Annotated in this window: 19 protein-coding genes; 4 read left to right on the plus strand and 15 right to left on the minus strand. The window is 36.8% G+C overall.

All coding sequences use genetic code 11. From position 1 onward, the window contains the following. Positions 1–130: 130 nt before the first annotated feature. Positions 131–706: a TIGR04376 family protein gene (locus tag H5968_RS08270; protein ID WP_187039559.1), complete on the minus strand. Its 576-nt coding sequence runs from the start codon at positions 704–706 to the stop codon at positions 131–133. Between the two features lie 351 nt (positions 707–1,057). Here H5968_RS08270 and H5968_RS08275 point away from each other — a divergent pair, with 351 nt between their 5' ends. Then, on the plus strand, positions 1,058–1,252 hold the full coding sequence (locus H5968_RS08275) for a type II toxin-antitoxin system HicB family antitoxin (RefSeq protein WP_096567665.1): 195 nt from the start codon (positions 1,058–1,060) through the stop codon (positions 1,250–1,252). A gap of 65 nt (positions 1,253–1,317) precedes the next feature. Here H5968_RS08275 and H5968_RS08280 read toward each other — a convergent pair whose 3' ends face one another. The 3 genes from H5968_RS08280 to H5968_RS08290 all read right to left on the minus strand — a co-directional run bounded on the left by H5968_RS08280 (position 1,318) and on the right by H5968_RS08290 (position 4,077). Continuing rightward, entirely contained in the window at positions 1,318–2,142 is an 825-nt protein-coding gene (locus H5968_RS08280; RefSeq protein ID WP_187039560.1) for a D-alanyl-D-alanine carboxypeptidase family protein, read from the minus strand. A gap of 115 nt (positions 2,143–2,257) precedes the next feature. Beyond that, on the minus strand, positions 2,258–2,947 hold the full coding sequence (locus H5968_RS08285) for a hypothetical protein (RefSeq protein WP_187039561.1): 690 nt from the start codon (positions 2,945–2,947) through the stop codon (positions 2,258–2,260). Then, the gene (locus H5968_RS08290; RefSeq protein ID WP_187039562.1) at positions 2,947–4,077 is read right to left on the minus strand and encodes an AAA family ATPase; all 1,131 of its coding nucleotides are present in this window, start codon (positions 4,075–4,077) and stop codon (positions 2,947–2,949) included. Before H5968_RS08290 ends, H5968_RS08285 begins: the two co-directional genes overlap by 1 nt. 214 nt (positions 4,078–4,291) lie before the next feature. Here H5968_RS08290 and mnmG point away from each other — a divergent pair, with 214 nt between their 5' ends. After that, positions 4,292–6,229 carry a tRNA uridine-5-carboxymethylaminomethyl(34) synthesis enzyme MnmG gene (gene mnmG / locus H5968_RS08295; RefSeq protein WP_187039563.1) on the plus strand — a complete coding sequence of 646 codons (1,938 nt, stop codon included), beginning with the start codon at positions 4,292–4,294 and terminating at the stop codon, positions 6,227–6,229. 203 nt (positions 6,230–6,432) lie between these two features. Beyond that, positions 6,433–7,686: a hypothetical protein gene (locus tag H5968_RS08300; protein WP_255427079.1), complete on the plus strand. Its 1,254-nt coding sequence runs from the start codon at positions 6,433–6,435 to the stop codon at positions 7,684–7,686. A gap of 172 nt (positions 7,687–7,858) precedes the next feature. Here H5968_RS08300 and H5968_RS08305 read toward each other — a convergent pair whose 3' ends face one another. The 7 genes from H5968_RS08305 to H5968_RS08335 all read right to left on the minus strand — a co-directional run bounded on the left by H5968_RS08305 (position 7,859) and on the right by H5968_RS08335 (position 14,862). Beyond that, complete coding sequence (locus tag H5968_RS08305; protein ID WP_187039564.1) at positions 7,859–8,455, minus strand: hypothetical protein; 597 nt, start codon at positions 8,453–8,455, stop codon at positions 7,859–7,861. A gap of 86 nt (positions 8,456–8,541) precedes the next feature. Further along, positions 8,542–9,354, minus strand: coding sequence for a hypothetical protein (locus H5968_RS08310; protein WP_187039565.1), 813 nt, complete (start codon positions 9,352–9,354; stop codon positions 8,542–8,544). A gap of 122 nt (positions 9,355–9,476) precedes the next feature. Beyond that, the gene (purU, locus tag H5968_RS08315; RefSeq protein WP_187039566.1) at positions 9,477–10,328 is read right to left on the minus strand and encodes a formyltetrahydrofolate deformylase; all 852 of its coding nucleotides are present in this window, start codon (positions 10,326–10,328) and stop codon (positions 9,477–9,479) included. A 71-nt stretch (positions 10,329–10,399) separates the two neighbouring features. Beyond that, complete coding sequence (locus H5968_RS08320) at positions 10,400–11,164, minus strand: DUF4340 domain-containing protein (protein WP_187039567.1); 765 nt, start codon at positions 11,162–11,164, stop codon at positions 10,400–10,402. Between the two features lie 105 nt (positions 11,165–11,269). After that, complete coding sequence (locus H5968_RS08325; RefSeq protein ID WP_187039603.1) at positions 11,270–12,925, minus strand: Gldg family protein; 1,656 nt, start codon at positions 12,923–12,925, stop codon at positions 11,270–11,272. 97 nt (positions 12,926–13,022) lie between these two features. Next, a complete protein-coding gene (locus H5968_RS08330; protein WP_187039568.1) occupies positions 13,023–13,835 on the minus strand; it encodes an ABC transporter permease in 813 nt (270 codons plus the stop codon). Position 13,836: 1 nt separating this feature from the next. After that, a complete protein-coding gene (locus H5968_RS08335; RefSeq protein ID WP_187039569.1) occupies positions 13,837–14,862 on the minus strand; it encodes an ABC transporter ATP-binding protein in 1,026 nt (341 codons plus the stop codon). A 265-nt stretch (positions 14,863–15,127) separates the two neighbouring features. Between H5968_RS08335 and H5968_RS08340 the strand changes: the two genes are divergently transcribed. Then, entirely contained in the window at positions 15,128–16,960 is a 1,833-nt protein-coding gene (locus tag H5968_RS08340; RefSeq protein WP_187039570.1) for a tetratricopeptide repeat protein, read from the plus strand. 228 nt (positions 16,961–17,188) lie between these two features. On the opposite strand, the gene H5968_RS08345 is transcribed toward H5968_RS08340, so the two are convergent. The 4 genes from H5968_RS08345 to H5968_RS08360 all read right to left on the minus strand — a co-directional run bounded on the left by H5968_RS08345 (position 17,189) and on the right by H5968_RS08360 (position 20,265). Next, positions 17,189–17,644, minus strand: a complete 456-nt coding sequence (locus H5968_RS08345) for a DUF29 domain-containing protein (RefSeq protein ID WP_187039571.1) — start codon at positions 17,642–17,644, stop codon at positions 17,189–17,191. Positions 17,645–17,677: 33 nt separating this feature from the next. Continuing rightward, complete coding sequence (locus H5968_RS08350; protein ID WP_187039572.1) at positions 17,678–18,562, minus strand: CoA-binding protein; 885 nt, start codon at positions 18,560–18,562, stop codon at positions 17,678–17,680. Between the two features lie 135 nt (positions 18,563–18,697). After that, a complete protein-coding gene (locus H5968_RS08355) occupies positions 18,698–19,915 on the minus strand; it encodes a succinate--CoA ligase subunit beta (RefSeq protein WP_187039573.1) in 1,218 nt (405 codons plus the stop codon). 164 nt (positions 19,916–20,079) lie between these two features. Continuing rightward, the gene (locus H5968_RS08360) at positions 20,080–20,265 is read right to left on the minus strand and encodes a hypothetical protein (protein ID WP_096567633.1); all 186 of its coding nucleotides are present in this window, start codon (positions 20,263–20,265) and stop codon (positions 20,080–20,082) included. Positions 20,266–20,378: the final 113 nt, after the last annotated feature.

The raw sequence follows: 20,378 nt of genomic DNA on the forward strand, positions 1-20,378 counted from the left end.
CAAAAAATCAAGTTGTAATTTCTAAATTAAATATTTTTTCAAGAATTAAATTTTATGCTGTAAATTATCAAGAGTTAATAACATATTAAGGATGAAATTATAACATTTAAATTCCATCCTTTATGCTAAATCATTTACCCATGTTGCGTTTCATTTGTTCCAACTCATCTTGCGTTTCCCAACGACGAAACTTTTCTTCTAAATCATCAAACTGGCTAGAATAACTACTAGCTGGAGTTTGCCAAGTATTGGTTTCTAAACGTTGCTGAGTTTGGGCTTGTGCGCGTGCTTTTTGCGCTTCTGCTGCTTTTGCTTGGACCTCTTGACGACGCTGTTGAATTTTGCGTAGTAATTCTTGAGATTGGGTAATGCGTTCTTTTAAACCTTGCATCTGTCCCCATTTTTGATTTCCTTCCCGCAAAAGTGCGTCTTCTCTTGCTTGTGCTGGTATAGCTAAATCTTCTCTACCTGCGGACTTGGCTTTTTGCACACGGATATGCCAGCGTTGTATTTCCTGTGCTGTTTCTAGTATTTCATCTTGCGATCGCTTTTCTTGTAATTTTAAATCTGCAATCAATTTTAGTGTATCATCTTCTTGCTCTCGTAGCTGTTCTGACAGCATTTCTAACTCCAGATGGGGGTTATTTCGCAAAAATTCTTCTAAACGTGCTTCTAAAAACCGACTTAAATCATCAAATAAACCCACTGTGAGAACTCCAAATTAAAGTGGTGTGATTATTTTATTGTAATAATTATTATCTACAATGGCATTTACAAAAGCTATCAGTAATCAGTAATCAGCTATTCTCTAGAGAGAGATTAAGTTAATAACAAGGATGCTCTCGGTTTGTCAAATTACACCAGTGTTAATAATAGCAATTTACAACCTATTATTGATGGTTTTAGGGTCTTGCTGATAGCTGAATGCTGACGATTAGTTTTACACTTTTATCCTATTTTAATCACAGTTTTCGCTAGTACAGTATCAAGGGATTCCTTTTAAACTTAATAAAGATTATAGAATTAGGAGTATAGCAGTTACCAGAAAATGTAGGATATGCGCTATCAAGTTAAGTTGAACAAAATAGATCAAGTCTATGCTATTTGGTGTCCTGCATTACCCGGATGCTGGACTGTAGGTGATACAGAACAGGAAGCATTAGAAAAAATCAAATATGTGATTAAAGACTACTTACAAGGATTTGATGAAATTGCTAAAAATGCCGATTTTTATTATATAGATGTACCGTGAAAATCTCATTAGTATTTTGATGTTTGAGTTATGTTTGAGTTATGTTTTAATTATGTTTTATTTACTTAAATTGGTGTCAACCAATAAGTAATACCGCTTATTATTTTTTCCTGTAAACCAAATTTTGGTAAACTCTCTTCATCCCAACCCAGATAAGTCCAGTGAGGTACATCTTTTGCAACAGTTTGAAACCAACCATTTTGGTTTAATGCTTCTCTTTGTTCTTGGTTAGATACTCTTAAATCAAGTGCTAAACCCCAGAGATGTTGTGAAGTTCCTGGAGGTGCAACTACACTGAGAATATTAGTTTCTTTTCCTTGTTTTACTTGTTCTAAAGTTTGGTTATTTGTATATTTCTGCCAAAATCGTAAATTGGTAGCAAAACTACGTGTACAATCACCAGAATAACCAGATTTTAAAGGTATATCTATGATATTTCTGGCTTGATTAAACGCATCTGCGGCGGCTTTCTGCAGGTAACATTCTTGTGTACCTTCAACTAGGGTTAGTTGTAGATTATCCTGAATTTGTTTAGTATCCTGTTCATTATCTACAATGACTTTTGGTGGCAGTTTAATTTCTGGATTTTGATTAATAAATATTGCACCATAGGCACGAAGTAAGATATATTCATAGGTGTTAGTTTGGGGAAGATTTTGTAGTTGGTAATTTATAGTATCTAAAAACTTTTTTTGTGCGTCAAATTGCTGATTTGGAATAAATTTTGATACTGATGACTCAGGATTATCTTTGCGGATGGTGATCAAATTCGGCGATGGTTGGTTATATCTAAGATAGAGGATAGTAAAGGTACTAGAAAATAGTAAGATAATCAGGGTGGTTAATGAAATTTGTATTAAATATTTTTTGGTTTTAGGTTGGAGTCTCATGGTTGAAGATATTTTTGATATTTATTTTGATATTGATGATTTTAGCCTATATCAAAAATATGTTAGTTCAACATTAACTAAATCAGGAAATCAGGATTTATTGTTGGAATTTTTACTATTGTAATAACTTTAACCTGATTAAACTACAAAATTCTATAAAAGTCTGAAATGTAGGAAGATGGGTATTTTCAGATTTTATCCTATCTATTAGTTGCTGTAGGTAGAATTGTTTGACTACATCACCAGGATTTCTTTTAGAATAGTAAATATTTTTTACTCGAAATAGTTCTTTTAAATATGCTTCATGAAATTGAGCATGAGTGTTAAAATTTTGATATTGTCCCATTAGTTCAGGACAATCTATCGAAACATCATAATAACGAGTATATTCTAATAATGGTTTATCCTGCGGGTTTCTAGTGTATATTTTACGATTTCCTAAAAACCAAGTTTCTAAACAACGATTTTGGATAATTATTACCATTTCAATATTATCCATGTCTGGTTTTTCTCTTTTCAGAAAATCGTAAATTTCTTGTTTAATTTCACTAACTGTATTTTCTTCCGCATCTAAACAAAGCACAAGATAGTTATATTTTCCATTTTCTTGAATATCTAAAATAGCATTAGGAAGATGATCATAAATTATGGAAGGATATCCATTAGCACTGAACAAATAAAAGTTATTTTTATCTACTTCATCAAAATTTTTAACCTGTTGTAATTCTGGTAAAAGATGTTTTAACCAAGCTGGATAAACTTTGTTTTCTGTTCTTTTACCTTCTACAAGAAAATAAAGGTTCATTATGCTGTAATTCCTTCCTTGTATTCCTCAAGATTCATTAATTGCATAAATGCTTGATGTCTAGATTTTCCTAAGTTTAAATCTTTCGCATCTCTAGCAGTTACTACCCCACCTTTGCGGGTGATGATTTTCCAATGTTCCATCCCAATATTATTGATAATGTAGGGATGGTGACTGGTAATGATAAATTGCAAGTTTCTATTTTCTAAAATTAATTCAGTGAGAATATCAATACAATTAACGCCTAAGCTATTTTCAAATTCATCTATTAAAATTACTGTTCCTTTCGCAGATAAATACAGTTCACTGATGTGCATTAATGTTCTCATCATTCCTGAAGAAATTTGGTGCTGATTAATCCATCTATTAACACCTTTTTCTTGTATATTAACCAAAGGATATTCTGCTATAACTTTAGGTAAATCTTCGTCTTGATCTGGTTCTAATTTTATATCTTCAACTTGGACAAAAATATCTCTAAAGTTGTCTTTGATTTGATTGAATACTTCTGGAAAGTGATTGTATGCTAACGCTAGTTTAATTTGAGTTGGTAAATTACTTTCTTGAAGATCATCTAAATTCAAAGATGAATATTTTTTGGTTAATGGAGCATACTTGATAAAATGAAATGTATTTATAGAAATTGATTGATCACTATATATTATACTATTAAAGCTGTCTTGTACAGGCGAAATATCTTCCTCTTCACTTAATATCGCTACTGCACTTTGAAAGGGGGATAATTTTGGTAAAGTTAAATCATGGAATTTAATTTCTTGATGATCTCTTTGAATAATCTTCTTATCATTTGCTAATAGAACCTCACTGATGATTCTAAATTTATTTTCTTTATTCTCTTCATCATCTAAAAGAGTTAATGAAATCTGTTGTGTTTCAAATTCTCCACTCCAATAATATTCTATACCGTTATTGGCTGTAAAATAAATTTGCCACTTGACACCATTCAATGATTTGCCATTAGCTATATTTTGTAAAGCAATGATAGATTGTAATATTTGAGTTTTTCCTACACCTGAAATACCAACTAAAAGCGTTAAATCAGAAAAAGTAATTGGTTCTAATTGCCACTCTAGTTCACGGTCATAGTAGCTTAATTGATTAATTTTCATGATTTCAGTTGATTGTACATACAAAAGATATCATCTAAATATTATCGGATTTTATATGAACATTCCAGAACTACATCCTGTAAATCCTTAAATCCTGTACTTCAGCTTCGCTCAGTAACCAGACATCCTGATTCTGACAACTAACCCAAATATACGCTAAAATACCCACAGTAACTAACTTTTTAAACATTTAACTTTTAATTCCTAACTACTTATGACCATGCAAAATGCTGTTCAATTCCAAGACGCTTATGATGTGATTGTAGTGGGTGCAGGCCACTCCGGTTGTGAAGCAGCTTTAGCTACCTCCCGCCTCGGTTGTCGCACTCTCCTGTTAACCCTTAACCTGGATAAAATCGCTTGGCAACCTTGTAACCCCGCAGTCGGTGGACCTGCTAAGTCCCAACTTACCCACGAAGTAGATGCTTTGGGTGGGGAAATTGGGAAAATGGCCGATCGCACCTATTTACAAAAACGCATTCTCAACTCTTCTAGAGGTCCAGCAGTTTGGGCATTACGGGCCCAAACCGATAAGCGCGAATATGCAGCAGTCATGAAAGGAATTGTCGAGAACCAAGAAAATTTGACAATTCGTGAAGGCATGGTGACAGATTTAATCTTAGGAAAAAATGATGAAATAATAGGTGTAGAAACTTATTTTGGTGTCGCTTTTGAATGTAAAGCCGTAATTTTAACCACTGGTACATTTTTAGGTGGGAGAATTTGGGTAGGTAACAAGTCTATGGAAGCTGGCCGCGCAGGTGAATTTGCGGCCGTAGGTTTAACAGACACCCTTAACCGCTTGGGTTTTGAAACCGGAAGATTAAAAACCGGTACACCTGCAAGGGTAGATAAGCGGTCTGTAGATTACAGTAAAATGGAACTTCAACCAGGAGATGAGGAAGTTCGCTGGTTTAGTTTTGACCCCCAAGCGTGGGTAGAACGGGAACAAATTCCCTGTCACATGACAAGAACTACTAAAGAAACTCATCGCTTAATTGAAGAAAATTTGCATCTATCCCCGGTTTATGGTGGATGGGTTGATGCCAAGGGTCCCCGTTATTGTCCCAGTATTGAAGATAAGATAGTCCGCTTTGCAGATAAAGAAAGTCATCAAATCTTCATTGAACCAGAAGGACGGGATATACCAGAATTATACATTCAAGGTTTTTCCACTGGTTTACCGGAAAATCTGCAAATCCTGATGCTGCGGAGTCTTCCCGGTTTGGAAAACTGCTTTATGTTGCGTCCTGCCTATGCTGTAGAGTACGATTATTTACCTGCAACCCAGTGTTATCCCTCATTGATGACCAAGAAAGTAGAAGGGTTGTTTTGTGCAGGACAAATTAACGGTACAACCGGTTATGAAGAAGCTGCTGCCCAGGGTTTAGTAGCGGGTGTAAATGCGGCGCGGTTTGTCCGGGGTCAGGAAATGATTATTTTCCCACGTGAACAAAGTTACATCGGGACTTTAGTTGATGACCTGTGTACCAAGGATTTGCGTGAACCTTACCGTATGCTTACGAGTCGTTCAGAGTATCGTTTATTGCTGCGTTCAGATAATGCCGATCAACGGATGACACCATTAGGGCGGGAAATTGGTTTAATTGATGACAGACGGTGGGATTTATTTACGAGAAAACAAGAGCAAATTATAGCCGAAAAAGAAAGACTGCATTCGACTAGAATTAAAGAGCATGAAGACATAGGGAGAGCGATCGCCCAAGAAACTCAACAAGCAATCAAAGGTTCAATCACCCTCGCTGACCTGTTACGTCGTCCGGGAATACACTATGTAGATTTAGAAAGATACGCACTAAGTAACGTCACTCTCAACCAAGCGGAAAAAGAAGGGGCGGAAATAGATATCAAGTATTCTGGATATTTAGCCAGACAGCAAAACCAAATTGAGCAAATAGCTCGTCAAGCCAATCGAACATTACCAGCAGATTTAGATTATGCAGCAATTGATACCCTTTCCAAAGAAGCCAGAGAAAAGCTGGCAAAAGTAAGACCCTTGACAATTGGGCAAGCAGCAAGAATTGGTGGTGTTAATCCTGCTGATATCAATGCTCTGTTAATTTATTTAGAAATCCGTAAAAACAAGGAGCAGAATGAGTTTTCCTTATTAGCAGATACAAAAATTCATTAAGGATGGGTATAGTATAGGGTGGGGGATCAGTATGATGAATTACAGAGATTTTGGAAGTAAAATTCTGAATCATTTATAAATCACAGTAAAATTTAATACCACTGCCAAATTACTGCCAAATTAAGGTTAGTGGTGTAATTTAAAGAAAGTGATTTCCCGGACATCATTGGGTTTCCTTTCCCTTTCTAGCAGCCACAAAGAAAATGTCTATGATAACAGAAGCCAGCACCCATCTAATGATTTCTGAAGCACTAGAGGACTTACTCCCCAGTGAAGCCCTGTCGATAGAGACTTACGCTGAAGGCTTAATAGATGAACTCTTCACCGATATCGACAACATACTAGATTGTGGTAGAAAGCGCCCTGCTAAAACCATCAGAACAGAATATGTACCACATAAGCAAACAGTGGCGGTGAAGATGCAAGAAGTTGTTTTGACACAGACAGTACACCGAGGAACCAAAGCGATCGCGCCCATCCAAAAGCCGCAACCAAGTACACTGGTTTTAAATCCTCCCTCTGTCACTGCAATTAGGAAAAGGAATCAAAAGCACAGCGGTGGATTAGGCAACCTGCTCGTGTTAGGCTTAACCTTAAGTGTGGCAATGGTTGGTTCAGTCTACCTAGCACAGCCGACATTATTCACCAATATCACTGCCCAATTTACTCCACATATACCACCAACAGATCAGGTAAAATCACCAGTAACTGTACAACCAGATCCTCATGGTGAATTAGTTAATTATATGTTGCAGGCTTTGGCAGTGATAGACCAGCAAGGCTCTAGCAATGATCAAACACCTGCTAAATCTGGGTTAAGTGATGTTAATCGCCAGCAAACAGACGCTTTGCCTTTGCCCAGTAACCAACCTATTGGCACTTTACCACTACCAATGGCGGCTAACAATGCCCCACCTGCTCCCAGTCGAGTGACAAATGTGGTAGAGAGAATATATGTTCATGTTCCTGTTTATCAAGCACCTCCAGCTATACGCCCATTACCAGAAGTTTCCCCAATGTCAGCGCAGGTATCACCACCTGAGTTTGTCAAAGATTCCCCTAGTAATGTGCAACAAGCAACCAAGCCCCTACCAGCAAAAAATTCACCCACGACAACTGTGAAGCGGGCAGATGCTTCTAAACTACCAGCTACAGCACCACCAAAACTACCTGCGGCGATCGCAACTGCATCATTACCGAAACCAGAAACATTACCAACTACACCCACAACTACCCAACAGGTGTATTTACCCGCCTATTCAGCCGAGTTGGAAGGATTGTTAGAGTTAGGTAGCAAATCTGCGGCTTTGTTCAAAATTGATGGTGTGACTCGCCGGATTAACCTGGGAGAAAATATTGGTGCTACTGGTTGGACGCTAGTAGACGTAAGTAACGGTGAGGCAATTATCCGCCGTAATGGTGAGGTGCGCTCAATTTATGCAGGTCAAAAGTTGTGACAGATAACAAGAGACCTGTCCTGGGAGCAGTTACCTGATATAGTTGAAAAAAAAATGCTGAATCTTGCAAGAGGGAGAACAGCCTGGCGCAGAACTATTGCTTCAAACCAAAACACATTTGACTGGAGTAAGCATTGACATTAATTGACAAATGTCAACAGTAAGTATCAAGTTAATGCTTATTCACACTAGCCTCAAGAGTTTTTACCTGAGTTTGTAATTCTTCTACTACTTGTAAATGCGATCGCTCTAATAAATAACCAGCCCAAACAAAGCTGCCAGTTAACACTGTCACTACTACCACTAAAACACCAGTTAACAACTTAACTTGAGAGCGAAGCTGTTTGACTTCATACATCTGATTTTGAGCTTGATCAAGAGAATTTAATTTAGTCCGTTGGACTTCTACTACTATCTCTACTTTTGGGGTTTCAACTTTTTTAAACTGAATTTGGCTTCGCAACCAATCTGTGATCAATTTAGGGCAATTCTTCTTAAACCATTGCCAAGCAATCATCCTGAATGCAGGTTTAGACATTTTGGAAATCCATTTCAGGGTTCTATTGAGAGTGCGAGACTGGAACTTTTGGTTAATCAAATTAGTTGACCCAGCATCATAGAGACAATTCAAGATCAGCTTAACTGTTGCTTCCTCTCTGTAAACCATATTTTCCAACAAAAGCAGGACATCTTGTATAAGTTGTTCTTCTCTTTCGGCTTCTGTAGGCAATTTTGTTAAATCACTTGATGGAGGCAATTGTTTAGACATATTAACTGTATAAATTCTTAATTTTTCATTAGTGCTTTCCTTTAACTATACTGACATCAGAAAGTATTTGCTATTTCCTGGATACGTTAAGATTCAATTTCTTCACAATGGATTAATAAACGTTCCAAACCTTCAGCCAAAGAAATCAAATCTTGCCAAGAGGAACCATTGACTAGATTTTGAGCGTGTGCTAAACGGTTCCGCAAATTTTCAGCAGATTTGAGAAAGCGTTCACCAGATCGTTTTGACTTTAACCCCAATTTATCAAACAGTTCAGGTTGATTTAATACCAATTCCCGCTTGTCGCAAAATTGCAGATAATCTAATAAATCTGTGGCTTCATTTCTTTCTTGACTTTCACGCCATAATTTTTGAGCAGCTTCTAAGCGGTCAGGTTTAAGAACTTTTTGCCATGAATCTTGGGGATAATACAGCCGCACCAGTCGTAACAAATTCATTTCTAGCAGCGTTACCAACCCAAACAGCAACATTCTGACTGGTGCTTTCTGCAAATCACCACAAGTAATAATGCCACTAACATTATTACAGTCTAATACAAATAATCTGGATTTTTGTTGCAGAATTGGCAACAACTTCATCAAGGGTGTAGACATAGCAATGAGTTCTTGAGGATGAAACACTTGTTGATAGTCGCTGCATTTTCCCGATTGGTTTTCTCGTAAATTTTCTCTTAAAGTAGAACGTTCTACATAACCTGTAATACTATCTTCTGTTTCCACTCCGACAACATCAAAATCCTGCAACTCCATCCAATTTATAATTTCTCTCATATCTGCATCACCTTTGACGGCTTTGAGAGGTTCGGCTACATATTCTATGGTAATACTGTTGTCAAATAAGCTGCGTAAATCTTGAGAACGTGACTTTAGCTGTTTCATTTGTCGTTAACAATAAGACTTGAAACTAGTATTTCATGAAAGTCTGCATTTTGACTGTTAACGATATTGCAGGAGTCGTAGGGGCAGTCAGGAGTCAGGAGTCAGGAGTAAAACTCTGTTATTTATTCAAAAACTACGGTTTTATTACCATAGACTAAAACGCGATTTTGTAAATGCGATCGCACTCCCCTAGCTAAAACAATTCTCTCTAAATCTTTACCTTTTCTAATCAAATCATCTACATTATCCCGGTGACTTACCCTAACTACATCCTGTTCAATAATTGGACCACAATCTAAATCAACAGTTGCATAATGGGCAGTTGCGCCAATAATCTTTACACCTCTTTCAAAAGCTCGATGATAGGGATTCGCACCAATAAATGCAGGTAAAAATGAGTGATGAATATTAATTATTTGCGGGAATTGCTGAATAAAATTATCAGTTATTATCTGCATATATTTAGCCAAAACTACCAAATCAATATTGTAGTGACGCAGTAATTCTAATTGCTTTATTTCCTGTTCTTGTTTATTATCTTTAGTAATGGGAATGTGATGATAATCAATACCAAATTGTGCTGCAACTTCCTGTAAATGGGGATGATTACTAATAATTAAAGGTATATCTGCATTAAATTCCTGTGCCTTTTGCCGCCAAATTAAATCTAATAAACAATGGTCTTGACGACTTACCCAAATTGCAATTCTGGGAACAGTATCAGAAAAATGTAATTCCCATTTAGCGCCTAAAGGTTGGGCGATCGCATTAAAAGCAGCACCAATTAAATCCCTGGGTAAATTAAAACCATCCAACAGCCATTCTATACGAGTGAGAAATAAACCAGCTTCAAAATCTGTATGTTGATCAGCATCAATAATATTACCACCATTAGCATAAATAAAATTAGCAAATTTTGCGACTAATCCTTTTTGATCAGGGCAAGAAATCAGTAAAGTTGCTCTTGGGTTCATTTTGTTTGGGTGATGGGTGATGGGTAATAGGTAATGGGTAATGGGTGAGAGTAGTTAATATTAATTATTAATTATTTAGTATGGGCAGGATTAGGATCTATGGGTATTGGTACAAGGTCTAATTTAGTATCTTGTTCAGCTTGTTTAGCACCTTCCGCACTAGGTTGTTTACCAGATTTTTCAGTGTTTTGTTCATTAGGTTGGTTAGCAGATGCTTGAGATATTTCTTGCCATTCTGATAATTCCCGATTTACAGCATTAGCAAAATCTTTAGAAACTAATAAAACCTGAATATTTCCATTATTGTCGATCACAGGATCAGCTTGGGCGTATAAGAAAGTATTGTTAAAATTAAATTTCCCTAAAATTACTTGATGCGTTTTTTGATTTTTCAGTTTAATATCAATAGTCGCTTGAGGTTTATCTAAACCAAATTCACTCAATTGATTAGGTGAAATTGATACACTACTTTCACTTTTACCTTTAACCAATAAATCCGTTAAATAAGAAACTATAGCCTCTTTTGCAGGTTCTGGGTTAGGAGATTTTGGTAATTTAATTGACCATTTTGGCGCTTCTAGTTTCTGACTCCGTTCTAAATTTAAAGTGTAGTCCTTCGTTTTAATATCTATAGATTGAACATCCTCAACATTAAATGAGAAAATCTGTTGTTTAGTGGTCTGAGTTTGTTGATTTTGCTGATTTACCTGATTTATTTTATTGAGGTGATTTTGTGCAAATTGTTGTGGTTGATTTTTCCGTCTAATTTCATCAAAATAGACAAAACCACTTAAACCCAAGGCTAAAATTACTAAAGTTAAAGTTGTGCGTTTCATTTGGAAATAGGTGACAGGTGACAGGTGACAGAGAAGAGGAAGCAGGTGAAACAGGTAGATAAATTCATAATTATCAATTATCAATTATCAATTATCAATTACCAATTATCTTCTTTTCCACCAAATAATAGCGCCAGTAGCTAAACCAATGAAAGGTAAAAGCAACAAAGAAGAAATACTTAATAAATTTGCTTTTGCAGTTGACATGGTGATGCGGCGATTTGTTTGTTCTTTGGGACGAATTGACAGCGGTTGTTGATCTTCTTGACTTAACCAAGTTACTGAGTTGAGAAATACATCTCCATTTAATTGTTGCTGAAATAAACCATCTCTAGCAAAATCTGAGTTTCCAAACACTACTAAGCGAGATTCTTTGCTTTGATTTTGAGAATTTTCCTCAGTTGGGGAAGCGGTAGGTGTGGGGGTAGGTGTGGGAAATGGGGAAGCGGTGGGAGATGGGGTAGATGTGGGAGATGGGGAAGCGGTAGGTGTGGGAGATGGGGATGATAGCTTTCTAGTTAATGCTACACCTAAAGTTAAAGGACCTTTTAAATCTTGACCTTCATTAAACTCTAAATTTTCGTTTTGTTGGTCACTTTCTGCCCAACTATTAGGATATGATTTAGTTCTGAGTAAAGGAGTAGATTGAATCTCAGGAATTGGTTCAATGAGAATAGGACGTGCGAGGGGATAGAAAGAAATACCATTACCAAAATCTTTAGTGATGGGATGTTGTCCATACTCTGTAACAGCAGGTGCAGCAGGTCCTAGTCCTAAAGTTGTTCCAGAAACATCAACAGCTAAACGATTATCTAGTTTTACACCCCAATCTTGCAATAAGTCATCAATTTTTGGGTCAGTATTAGGGTCAACCATTAACATTAAATTACCGCCACGATTGAGATAATCTTCTAAAGCTGTAACTTCACCTGCTAATAACTCTCGTTTTGGACCAGCGACGACAACAACAGCAGCATCTTCAGGGACTGTAGTTTGTTCTGTTAAACTCAGAGGTAAAGCTGTAAAATTTTTGTCTGCTAATCCTTGAATAGCTTGAGAAATAGCATTTTTAGCATCTGTAAATTCTAGTTCACCGTGACCTTGCAGAAAGTAAACTTTAGCGGTATTGTTACTAGTTATTTGTTGTAAACGGCTAGTTAATCTTACTTCTGATAGACGTTCATATTCATTGACAGTTTGTACTAATTGGCGCTTATTATCAAATTCTAGATAAACTTCGCCAAAAGCTTTCACACCAAATTTTTCTGCTAGTCCTGGTCTGGTTTGAGGGTCGATATATTCAAAGTTAAACTTAGGAGTTTGACGACGATAATTTTCTAGTAATTGTTCATCTTGCAAATTTTGTTCTCTGGTAAATAACCAGACTTTTGCAGGTTTGGGTAAGGTACGCAGTAATTCTTTAGATTGGGGTGCGAGGGTAAATAATTGAGTTTCTGTTAAATCTAATCTTAACTGATACCGTGTACCTAAAAAATTGATTAATCCTAATATTGTTAATACTGCCAAAGTTGCCACTAAGGCGTTAGTTGTAGATACGGTAGAACGTTGTTTCCAAAATTGATTTTTTTGGGCTTGGAAAAATACCCAACCAATGCAAATCAAAAGACCTGCTATGATAAATACTAGAGGTAATATATCCCATTTATCTAATATTACCCCGACTGTTAAACCCAGAGTTAATAAAAATGGACCAAAGAAAAATAGGAGATTAGCGAAATTTTTTTTAGGTATTTTTTTCATTATTGGTGATTGGTGATTGGTGATTGGTGATTGGTGATTGGTGATTGGTAATTGGTACAAACTTCTTTACTGTCACCTGTCACCTATCACCTCCTAACTATTGACGTTGAAAACGCAGTGCATCTATTGATTGGGCGGTGAGGAAAATTCCTAAAATAATGTAACTAACAAATAAAATTAAGGCGCTACTATCAAAAATTCCTTGAATTAATGTGTTGTAATGTTTGAGTAGGGATAGATGAGCTAAACTGTCTCCCACCGGACCGGGTATAGCTTTGGATATGGAATCTATTAATAATAGTAATATAACCACAAAAAAGGTAAGTACGGCTGATAAAAGTGTGCTGTCTGTTAAGGAGGAAATGAACATTCCTAATGATAAAATTGCTGCTGCTAATAATATTAATCCTACATGACCAAGAATAGGAATAACTGGAGACATGGGAGGATTAGAACCGCTAATGGCTAGGGTTTCAAATCCAAGTAATGGTAATACCATTGTCATAAAAAATGTTAAAACTCCTAATAATTTACCTACGGCTACAGCCCAGTTAGTAACTGGTGATGTGGCTAATAATTCTAATGTTCCCCGTTTGCGTTCTTCCGCATAAAGTCCCATTGAAAGTATGGGTAAAATAAACAATAATAACCAACTGATTCTATCTAAAAATGCCCGGATAAATTCATAGGGTACATCTATGGGGGGGACGGGTACTCCTAATTGTTGTCCTTGGATATCTAAATCTGCAACTGTGGGCAAAATTCCCCCTGGACCTATTAAAATCATCACCAAAAATAAGCCAGAAATAAACCAAAAGATACCAGCTATACCATAAGCCAAGGGTGATACAAAATAACTTTGTAATTCTCGGCGATAAATGGCAATTATATTAGCGATGACGATACCCATTTTATGCGTTTTCTCCTTCTGTTTCTGGTGTGTTTTCTAATGTGTTTTCTAGTGTAGTTTCTGGTGTTTCTTTTGCTGGGGGAAGTAAATTTTTCTCTTCGGTTGTTAGTTGTAAAAATACATCTTCTAAACTAGCACTAACCCGCCGCATTTCATATAAATCAAATCCTCCCCGAATTAATGCGGCTGCAATATCTTTTCCTGGTTCTGTGCCTGGTTGAGATATAACACGCAGTAGGGGACGATGATCATGACTTATCGGCATTGATTCTACCAAAATTACGTCCTTTACATTTTGTAATACCTGTTTTGCTAGGGTAACTTCTCCAGAAATTTCTAACTCATAACCCGAACCTCCGGTTAACTGTGTCATTAAATTTTCTGGGGTGTTGGTAGCTACGACTTTACCACGGTTGATGATGGCTACGCGGCTACAGGTCATGCTCACTTCTGGCAAAATGTGGGTAGATAGGATGATGGTGTGTGTACCGGCTAGACTTTTGATCAAGTTTCGCACGTCGATAATTTGCCGGGGGTCTAGTCCTACGGTGGGTTCATCGAGGATAATAGCTGGAGGATCATGGACTATTGCTTGTGCTATTCCCACTCTTTGCCGAAAACCTTTGGAAAGCTTGCGAATAATGACTTTACGCTTTTCTTGCAGGTTGCAGCGTTTCATAGCAGCTTGCACTTTTTGGGGGCGATCGCCAGCAGATACCCCTTTAATTCGAGCTACAAAGTGCAAAAATCCCTCTACCGTCATTTCGGGGTATAAGGGCGGTGTTTCCGGTAAATAGCCGATTTTTTGCCGCACTGCTAAAGAATTTTCATGGACATCATACCCGGCTATTTTGGCTGTTCCTTTGGTCGCTGGCAGATAACCGGCTAAAATCCGCATGGTTGTGGTTTTACCTGCACCGTTGGGACCTAAGAAACCTAAAATTTCTCCAGGTTCTACGTTAAAGGTGACATCGGTTATCGCTGCGGTAGAACCATATATTTTACTCAGATGTTCAACTTCTATCATTGGGATATTATTGGTGTGATATGTGTGATATGTGTGATATGTGTTAGCGATCTCGGAATACTAGGAAGGAATTTCAGTTACCAACGTAAATAATATTGACATTTTCTCTAGATTATTGGGGACTTGTGAAAAATATAATACATAATATATATTCTCGATCTAAGTTTGAACCTTTACTAGTTACCCAAACCATTAAAAATAGTCACTTTACGTTTTATAAAATTAGATAAAATTAGAATTGTTGTCATATTCTCTATTTGCTAAAGTGTCTGAATCTTTACCTTTGCGCGATCGCTACCTGGCTTTAATTGATCAAATAGTCGAAACCACCCTCAAAGGCAAAATTAGCTCCGTAGAACAAGTGTATCAACTCTTACTTCAAGGCATTGCTTCCGGTACGGGAGAAGTGTTTGAGTTAGCTTTGAGCGATCGCTTGAATACCATCCAAACAAAAGTAGACAGCGAAACAGACGAACTCAAAAAAGCCAAAGCCACCCGTAGTTTAAGAGCAGTTAAAACTATTCAAACACAATGGCAACGCTGTCAAGAACAAAACAAAACCACCGAAATCATAGCTTCAGCAGTACGGGAAATTACCATTGCTAGTAATGAGGAGCGTTTAGCCGTATTCCTGCGCTACACCGATCCCAATCAAAAATATCCCTTAAATTTATCACAACTACAACAAATAGCCAAATCCTTACAGCAATTTGGTACAGCTAACTCAGATTTAACACAGATATCCACAGGTATAACTCAGGCGATCGCCGCTTGGCAACGCATCCAAGAAAACCTCCTCAGTTGGATGTATGAACAAAAAACCTCTCTCGGTTTTGGTGGTGTACCAGGGGAAAAAGGACCTTGGGCAAGTTGGGCGAAATTAGTCAAAAGCGAAATACCGCAATCATTTTTTCAGACTTTAGCAATAGAACAATCTCCAATAGAATTTACCCAAAAACAACAAAACCTTAGCGTCAGTGATTGGGTAGAATTAACAATAGTTTTGCAATTCTTACAACGAGGTTTAGTTAGTTGGTTTGATAAACAAGCTTATGATATTCAAGCAGGTCCCAAATTATCAATTTCCACATTTTTAACCTTTGCCGTCATTTGGAGTCAACTAGCAAACGGTTGGCAAAATCAATCAATAATATATAGTAATGGTGCTTCACAAATAATGTTACAAATTTTGCGAACCTTTGCCCAACGTCCCTATTTTCCCATGTATGGTGGAATTTTTGCTTCTTTTTCTGGTAGTTATTTACGAGATGCACTCGATTATTTAGATGAACCTCTACGTTCGGCAGCAGGAACACAAGAAAAAGCCAGAATTTTAACATTATTAGGTTACTCTCAACGAGCTTTAGGCAATTATCCGCGCTCAATAAATTTCCATCAGCAAGCTTTAGAAATTGCCAGAAATGCTCAAGATACAACTTGCGAAATTGCTAATCTTAACCACCTCAGTCGTACCTATGTCCAAGAAAAAAATTATGCTGAGGCAATAAATAATAGTCAAAGAGCATTAATATTAAGTAGACAAACAGGAGATAAAACCGGAGAAACTAACGCCCTGGTAAACTTAGGTTACAGCGAAGTAATGCAAGCACAGCAATTAGAAAACACTGAACCAGAAGTTTATGAATCTGCTATTAATTATCTAGCACAAGGTTTAAAATTAGCCGAAAAAATTGGGGATATTCAAACTCAATCTTTATGTTTTAGTAGTTTGGGAATTGCCTATTTAGTCACTTCTCAGTATGAAGAAGCCATTAAATATTTAGAACAGGGTTTTAGAACTGCCCAAGTTTCCGGTGATTTATATATTCAAGGTCGAAATTTAGCTTATTTAGCAGAAGCTTATTATAACCTGATCAATTTTGAAAAAGCCATTTATACAGGTAGTTTGGGAATGTATCTATTAGAGCAAATTTCATCTCAAGAATGGCAACAACCCGCAGGTTTATTAACCACAATCAAAAGACAATTGGGAGAAGATAAATTTCAAGTTTTATTGCAACAAAACCGCCCTAAGATCATTTCTGTTATTGGTGTAGACGGTTATGATTATTTACCTGATTTATTAGCAAGATATTAGTTACACCATATTTCATCTGGATGAGGTACACCAGGGCGGGCAGGATGCCCACCCCACAAGAGTTTTATTTTTACAGTTATTTTCAGGTAAATAAACCACATTTTGATTTAGGTTTCGCGTCAACAATGTAGGCGCGTTCGCGAAGCGTGCTGGAAGCATCAGCATTCGGACAATTAATTATCGGTTTTTACTTAACATGAAACTAAAAAAAGTTGGGGATCTTATCCTTTAATTATTTTTGGGAAGCCAGTTAATATCAAGTAATTGTTCGAGAGTATAAGGACAACTTTCTGGAAATGAAATGTTATAACCTGTCTTTTGTCTTACATATTTGAGTGCTTTTTCATAAATTATGGATTGATTTTCCTGTAAATGATTTTTGAAGTTTTTGGTTAAATCTTCATTGAGTTGAGTCCTAAAACTCAAAATTTCTGCTTGCCAATGATTAGCATTATAATCATATTCATTATGCCAATATTGCAGTAGCAGTAAATGTCTGATAATTTGTTCAAGAAATCTTTCTAATGTTTTCTTTTCTCGCCGACTCAATTCTTCTAATTCCTCAATTAAATGATCCTTGTCTAATTTTTCCCATTGGTTTTGTTTTAAAAATTTAATCGTTTGTTCTAACCATTGATCATATTCAATCTCATAAAGAGATGCTAAATCATCTGTGATTTTCATTGCTGATCTCTACCTAATTTGCTTCTTCTACTTTCAATTATTTATTACCTTCTTCAACAACTGAGGAATTTGAGCAGGATATTCAGCCACAGGAACTTGTGCAGCTTGGAAAGCCGCTAATTTACTTTGAGTCGTGCCAAAATTGGGATCACGTTTCACAACGGTTGCTATATTTCCTGTTTGATACCAATATTTGTTTGGTGGTGCGTGTCTACCTGCAATATAAGCAATGACTGGTTTATCAATAGCTTCAGCAATGTATCTTGCAGCATTTTCTTCACTTTCTCCCCCTGGTTGGCCGACTACAACTATTGCTTCTGTAGTTTCTTCCTCATCCAGAATTTGCAACCATTGAGAAAAGGAAGAACCGACAATAGCATCACTACCAATACTGACACTAATCGACTGACCTAAACCAGCTTTCGTTAATTCCCAGGCTACCTCATAAGTCAGGGTACTACTACGGCTAACAATTCCCACAGATCCAGGGGTATAAAATTCACTAGGTTGAGTGCCTAAGAGAATTTTACCAGGAACAATAATTCCCGGACTGTTAGGACCTACTAGCAAAATTTCATGACTTTCTGTAGTGCGGAGTAATTTCACCATATCTAAAGGTGGTACACCAGCAGAAATAATAATTATCTGTCTAATATTAGAGGCGATCGCTTCTAAAGCTGCATCCAAAACTTGATAAGGATGGACACAAATAATGGTTGTATCAATTTGGCCAAATTTTGAGATAGCTTCCTCTACTAAGTCAAAAACTGGCAAACTGTAGATTTTCTTTCCACCACATCCAGGATCAACACCAGCTACTAAATTAGTGCCATAAGCCTTCATTTGAGCAATATGAGTTGCTGATATAAATTCACAAAAACCCTGAATTAAAACTTTACTGTCTGGTTTTAAGTTCATAAAATTTAGTTATTGGGAATTGGGAATTGGGAATTGGGAATTGGGAACAGGGAACAGGGAACAGGGAACAGGGAACAGGAAAAGAGAAATTTTTAATTTTTAATTTTTAATTGCTTTGTTACCTGTCACCTGTTACTACTTCTTGTAAGCTGGTAACTTAGCTAGACGGACTGCTTGTTGAACAGCCTCATCTAAATTTTCTACTACTATCAGCGTCTCAGTTTCAGCTTTGAGTTCAGCTAAATATCTCCTAGCTTGTTCAAAATCAGCACCAGCAAGACGGACAACCAACCTGGGTAAGTTTTTCGGTTTATATTTACTTCCGTTAGACGTATAAGATTTGAGTTCTTTTGGATCTAGTTGGATAAAATTAGCAATTACTTCTGGCATCTGAGAAACTTGAGGAATAGAACCCAAAAAGTTAATCAGAATCACTTGAATGCTTTTATCAGCAGCCAACATTTTTAAACCACTTTCCAGGCGATCGCAAAATGTCGTCGGTTCAGTATCAGTCAAGAAAGAATGTCGTAAATTTAAAGATACACCTGGTTTACCACCCGCATTAAAAACTGCATCCAAGGTTGTCAACACCGAACCCGTACCATTGCCCAATATACCTATTTTGCCGTGTATTTCTAACCCATCCCAATTACCCAAGATACTGTTGATCTTGCTATTTTTATGACGGCCAATCATTTTTGCCGCCATTTTGGCTATTTCTGGATGTCGGTTAATTGCTCTTTCATTAACTCTAACTTTACCATTGAGTGCCATAATTTGCCCAGAAACACTAACAGCTAGAGGATTTATCTCTACTAAATCTAAGTCCTTCTGCACAAATAACTTATACATTTTTTCTACAATATCACTTACCGACTGCATCAGCGCACCCTGTAAGCCCATTTTCAAACCCAGTCTTCTGGCATAAAATGGCGAAAATTCCTGTTCTACCACCACATATTGCATTTTCTCCCCTGGAGATTCCCAATCAATATCTGGTTCTTTGCAACCTAAAAGCACTGGACGACAGATAGCGGTATCTAAAACTACGGCCAGATAAAATTCATCCTTGGCATCATACTTAGTTTCTGCCAGTAAAACCTCTGGCAATTCTCCCCCAATTGGTAAATTAAAGATATTTTGGGCAGCTGCGATCGCATCAATGGTGGTTTCCACAATTCTGACTCCACCAGCTTTAGCCCTGTCATCTGCGTGTACTTGCGATTTGAGTACAATCGGATAGCTAATTTTTAAACGTTTTAAATCTGTAGGATGGTCAATTCGTTGAGATGGTAAAACAGGAATGCCCATCTTATCAAACCATTCTTTAACTTGGTACTCCAATAAATCCATTGGTACACACCTTGTATTAACAATTTCAAATCTAATTTTTATTGCTGTCTCATCGTTCCCACAGCACTTTATTTATATAATCACGCTTCGGTTGGCTAGAAAATTGATTTGGCAAGAATCAATTTTATCGAATTAAGTATAAGTAATAGTGGTACACTCAATTCTCAAACCCCAACTGCTGCTATTTGGTTGATTAGACCTTTTGATCCTCCTTGGTCAACTTGCCAGTCTAAAAAATTACTTGGATCTTCTTGTATATTTTTTCCTGGATAATTTATACTCGCATTTGTATTGTCTAATTTATGATCTAGTAGTATAAAAAAGCAGAATCCTAAACCATTGCTGCTCACTCGCTTTCTAGTAAAAGATGGAACTTTGTGTTCAAAACTAGTTCTCTGGGACAGGAAACCAAGGTTCAGCCTTGAGCAAAATCAAATACTTATATATTAAAACACCAGTATAT

Origin of the sequence: Sphaerospermopsis sp. LEGE 00249 (assembly GCF_014299995.1) — a bacterium.
GTDB lineage: Bacteria > Cyanobacteriota > Cyanobacteriia > Cyanobacteriales > Nostocaceae > Sphaerospermopsis > Sphaerospermopsis kisseleviana.

Bases quoted from the DNA above. Each gene is read 5' to 3' on its own strand.
- H5968_RS08285 (WP_187039561.1), bottom strand. From the start codon at position 2,947: ATGAACCTTTATTTTCTTGTAGAAGGTAAAAGAACAGAAAACAAAGTT.
- purU (WP_187039566.1), bottom strand. From the start codon at position 10,328: ATGAACCCAAGAGCAACTTTACTGATTTCTTGCCCTGATCAAAAAGGA.
- H5968_RS08350 (WP_187039572.1), bottom strand. From the start codon at position 18,562: ATGAACTTAAAACCAGACAGTAAAGTTTTAATTCAGGGTTTTTGTGAA.
- H5968_RS08305 (WP_187039564.1), bottom strand. From the start codon at position 8,455: ATGTCTAAACAATTGCCTCCATCAAGTGATTTAACAAAATTGCCTACA.
- H5968_RS08290 (WP_187039562.1), bottom strand. From the start codon at position 4,077: ATGAAAATTAATCAATTAAGCTACTATGACCGTGAACTAGAGTGGCAA.
- H5968_RS08335 (WP_187039569.1), bottom strand. From the start codon at position 14,862: ATGATAGAAGTTGAACATCTGAGTAAAATATATGGTTCTACCGCAGCG.
- H5968_RS08325 (WP_187039603.1), bottom strand. From the start codon at position 12,925: ATGAAAAAAATACCTAAAAAAAATTTCGCTAATCTCCTATTTTTCTTT.
- H5968_RS08355 (WP_187039573.1), bottom strand. From the start codon at position 19,915: ATGGATTTATTGGAGTACCAAGTTAAAGAATGGTTTGATAAGATGGGC.
- H5968_RS08280 (WP_187039560.1), bottom strand. From the start codon at position 2,142: ATGAGACTCCAACCTAAAACCAAAAAATATTTAATACAAATTTCATTA.
- H5968_RS08300 (WP_255427079.1), top strand. From the start codon at position 6,433: ATGTCTATGATAACAGAAGCCAGCACCCATCTAATGATTTCTGAAGCA.
- mnmG (WP_187039563.1), top strand. From the start codon at position 4,292: ATGACCATGCAAAATGCTGTTCAATTCCAAGACGCTTATGATGTGATT.
- H5968_RS08275 (WP_096567665.1), top strand. From the start codon at position 1,058: ATGCGCTATCAAGTTAAGTTGAACAAAATAGATCAAGTCTATGCTATT.
- H5968_RS08345 (WP_187039571.1), bottom strand. From the start codon at position 17,644: ATGAAAATCACAGATGATTTAGCATCTCTTTATGAGATTGAATATGAT.
- H5968_RS08320 (WP_187039567.1), bottom strand. From the start codon at position 11,164: ATGAAACGCACAACTTTAACTTTAGTAATTTTAGCCTTGGGTTTAAGT.
- H5968_RS08310 (WP_187039565.1), bottom strand. From the start codon at position 9,354: ATGAAACAGCTAAAGTCACGTTCTCAAGATTTACGCAGCTTATTTGAC.
- H5968_RS08330 (WP_187039568.1), bottom strand. From the start codon at position 13,835: ATGGGTATCGTCATCGCTAATATAATTGCCATTTATCGCCGAGAATTA.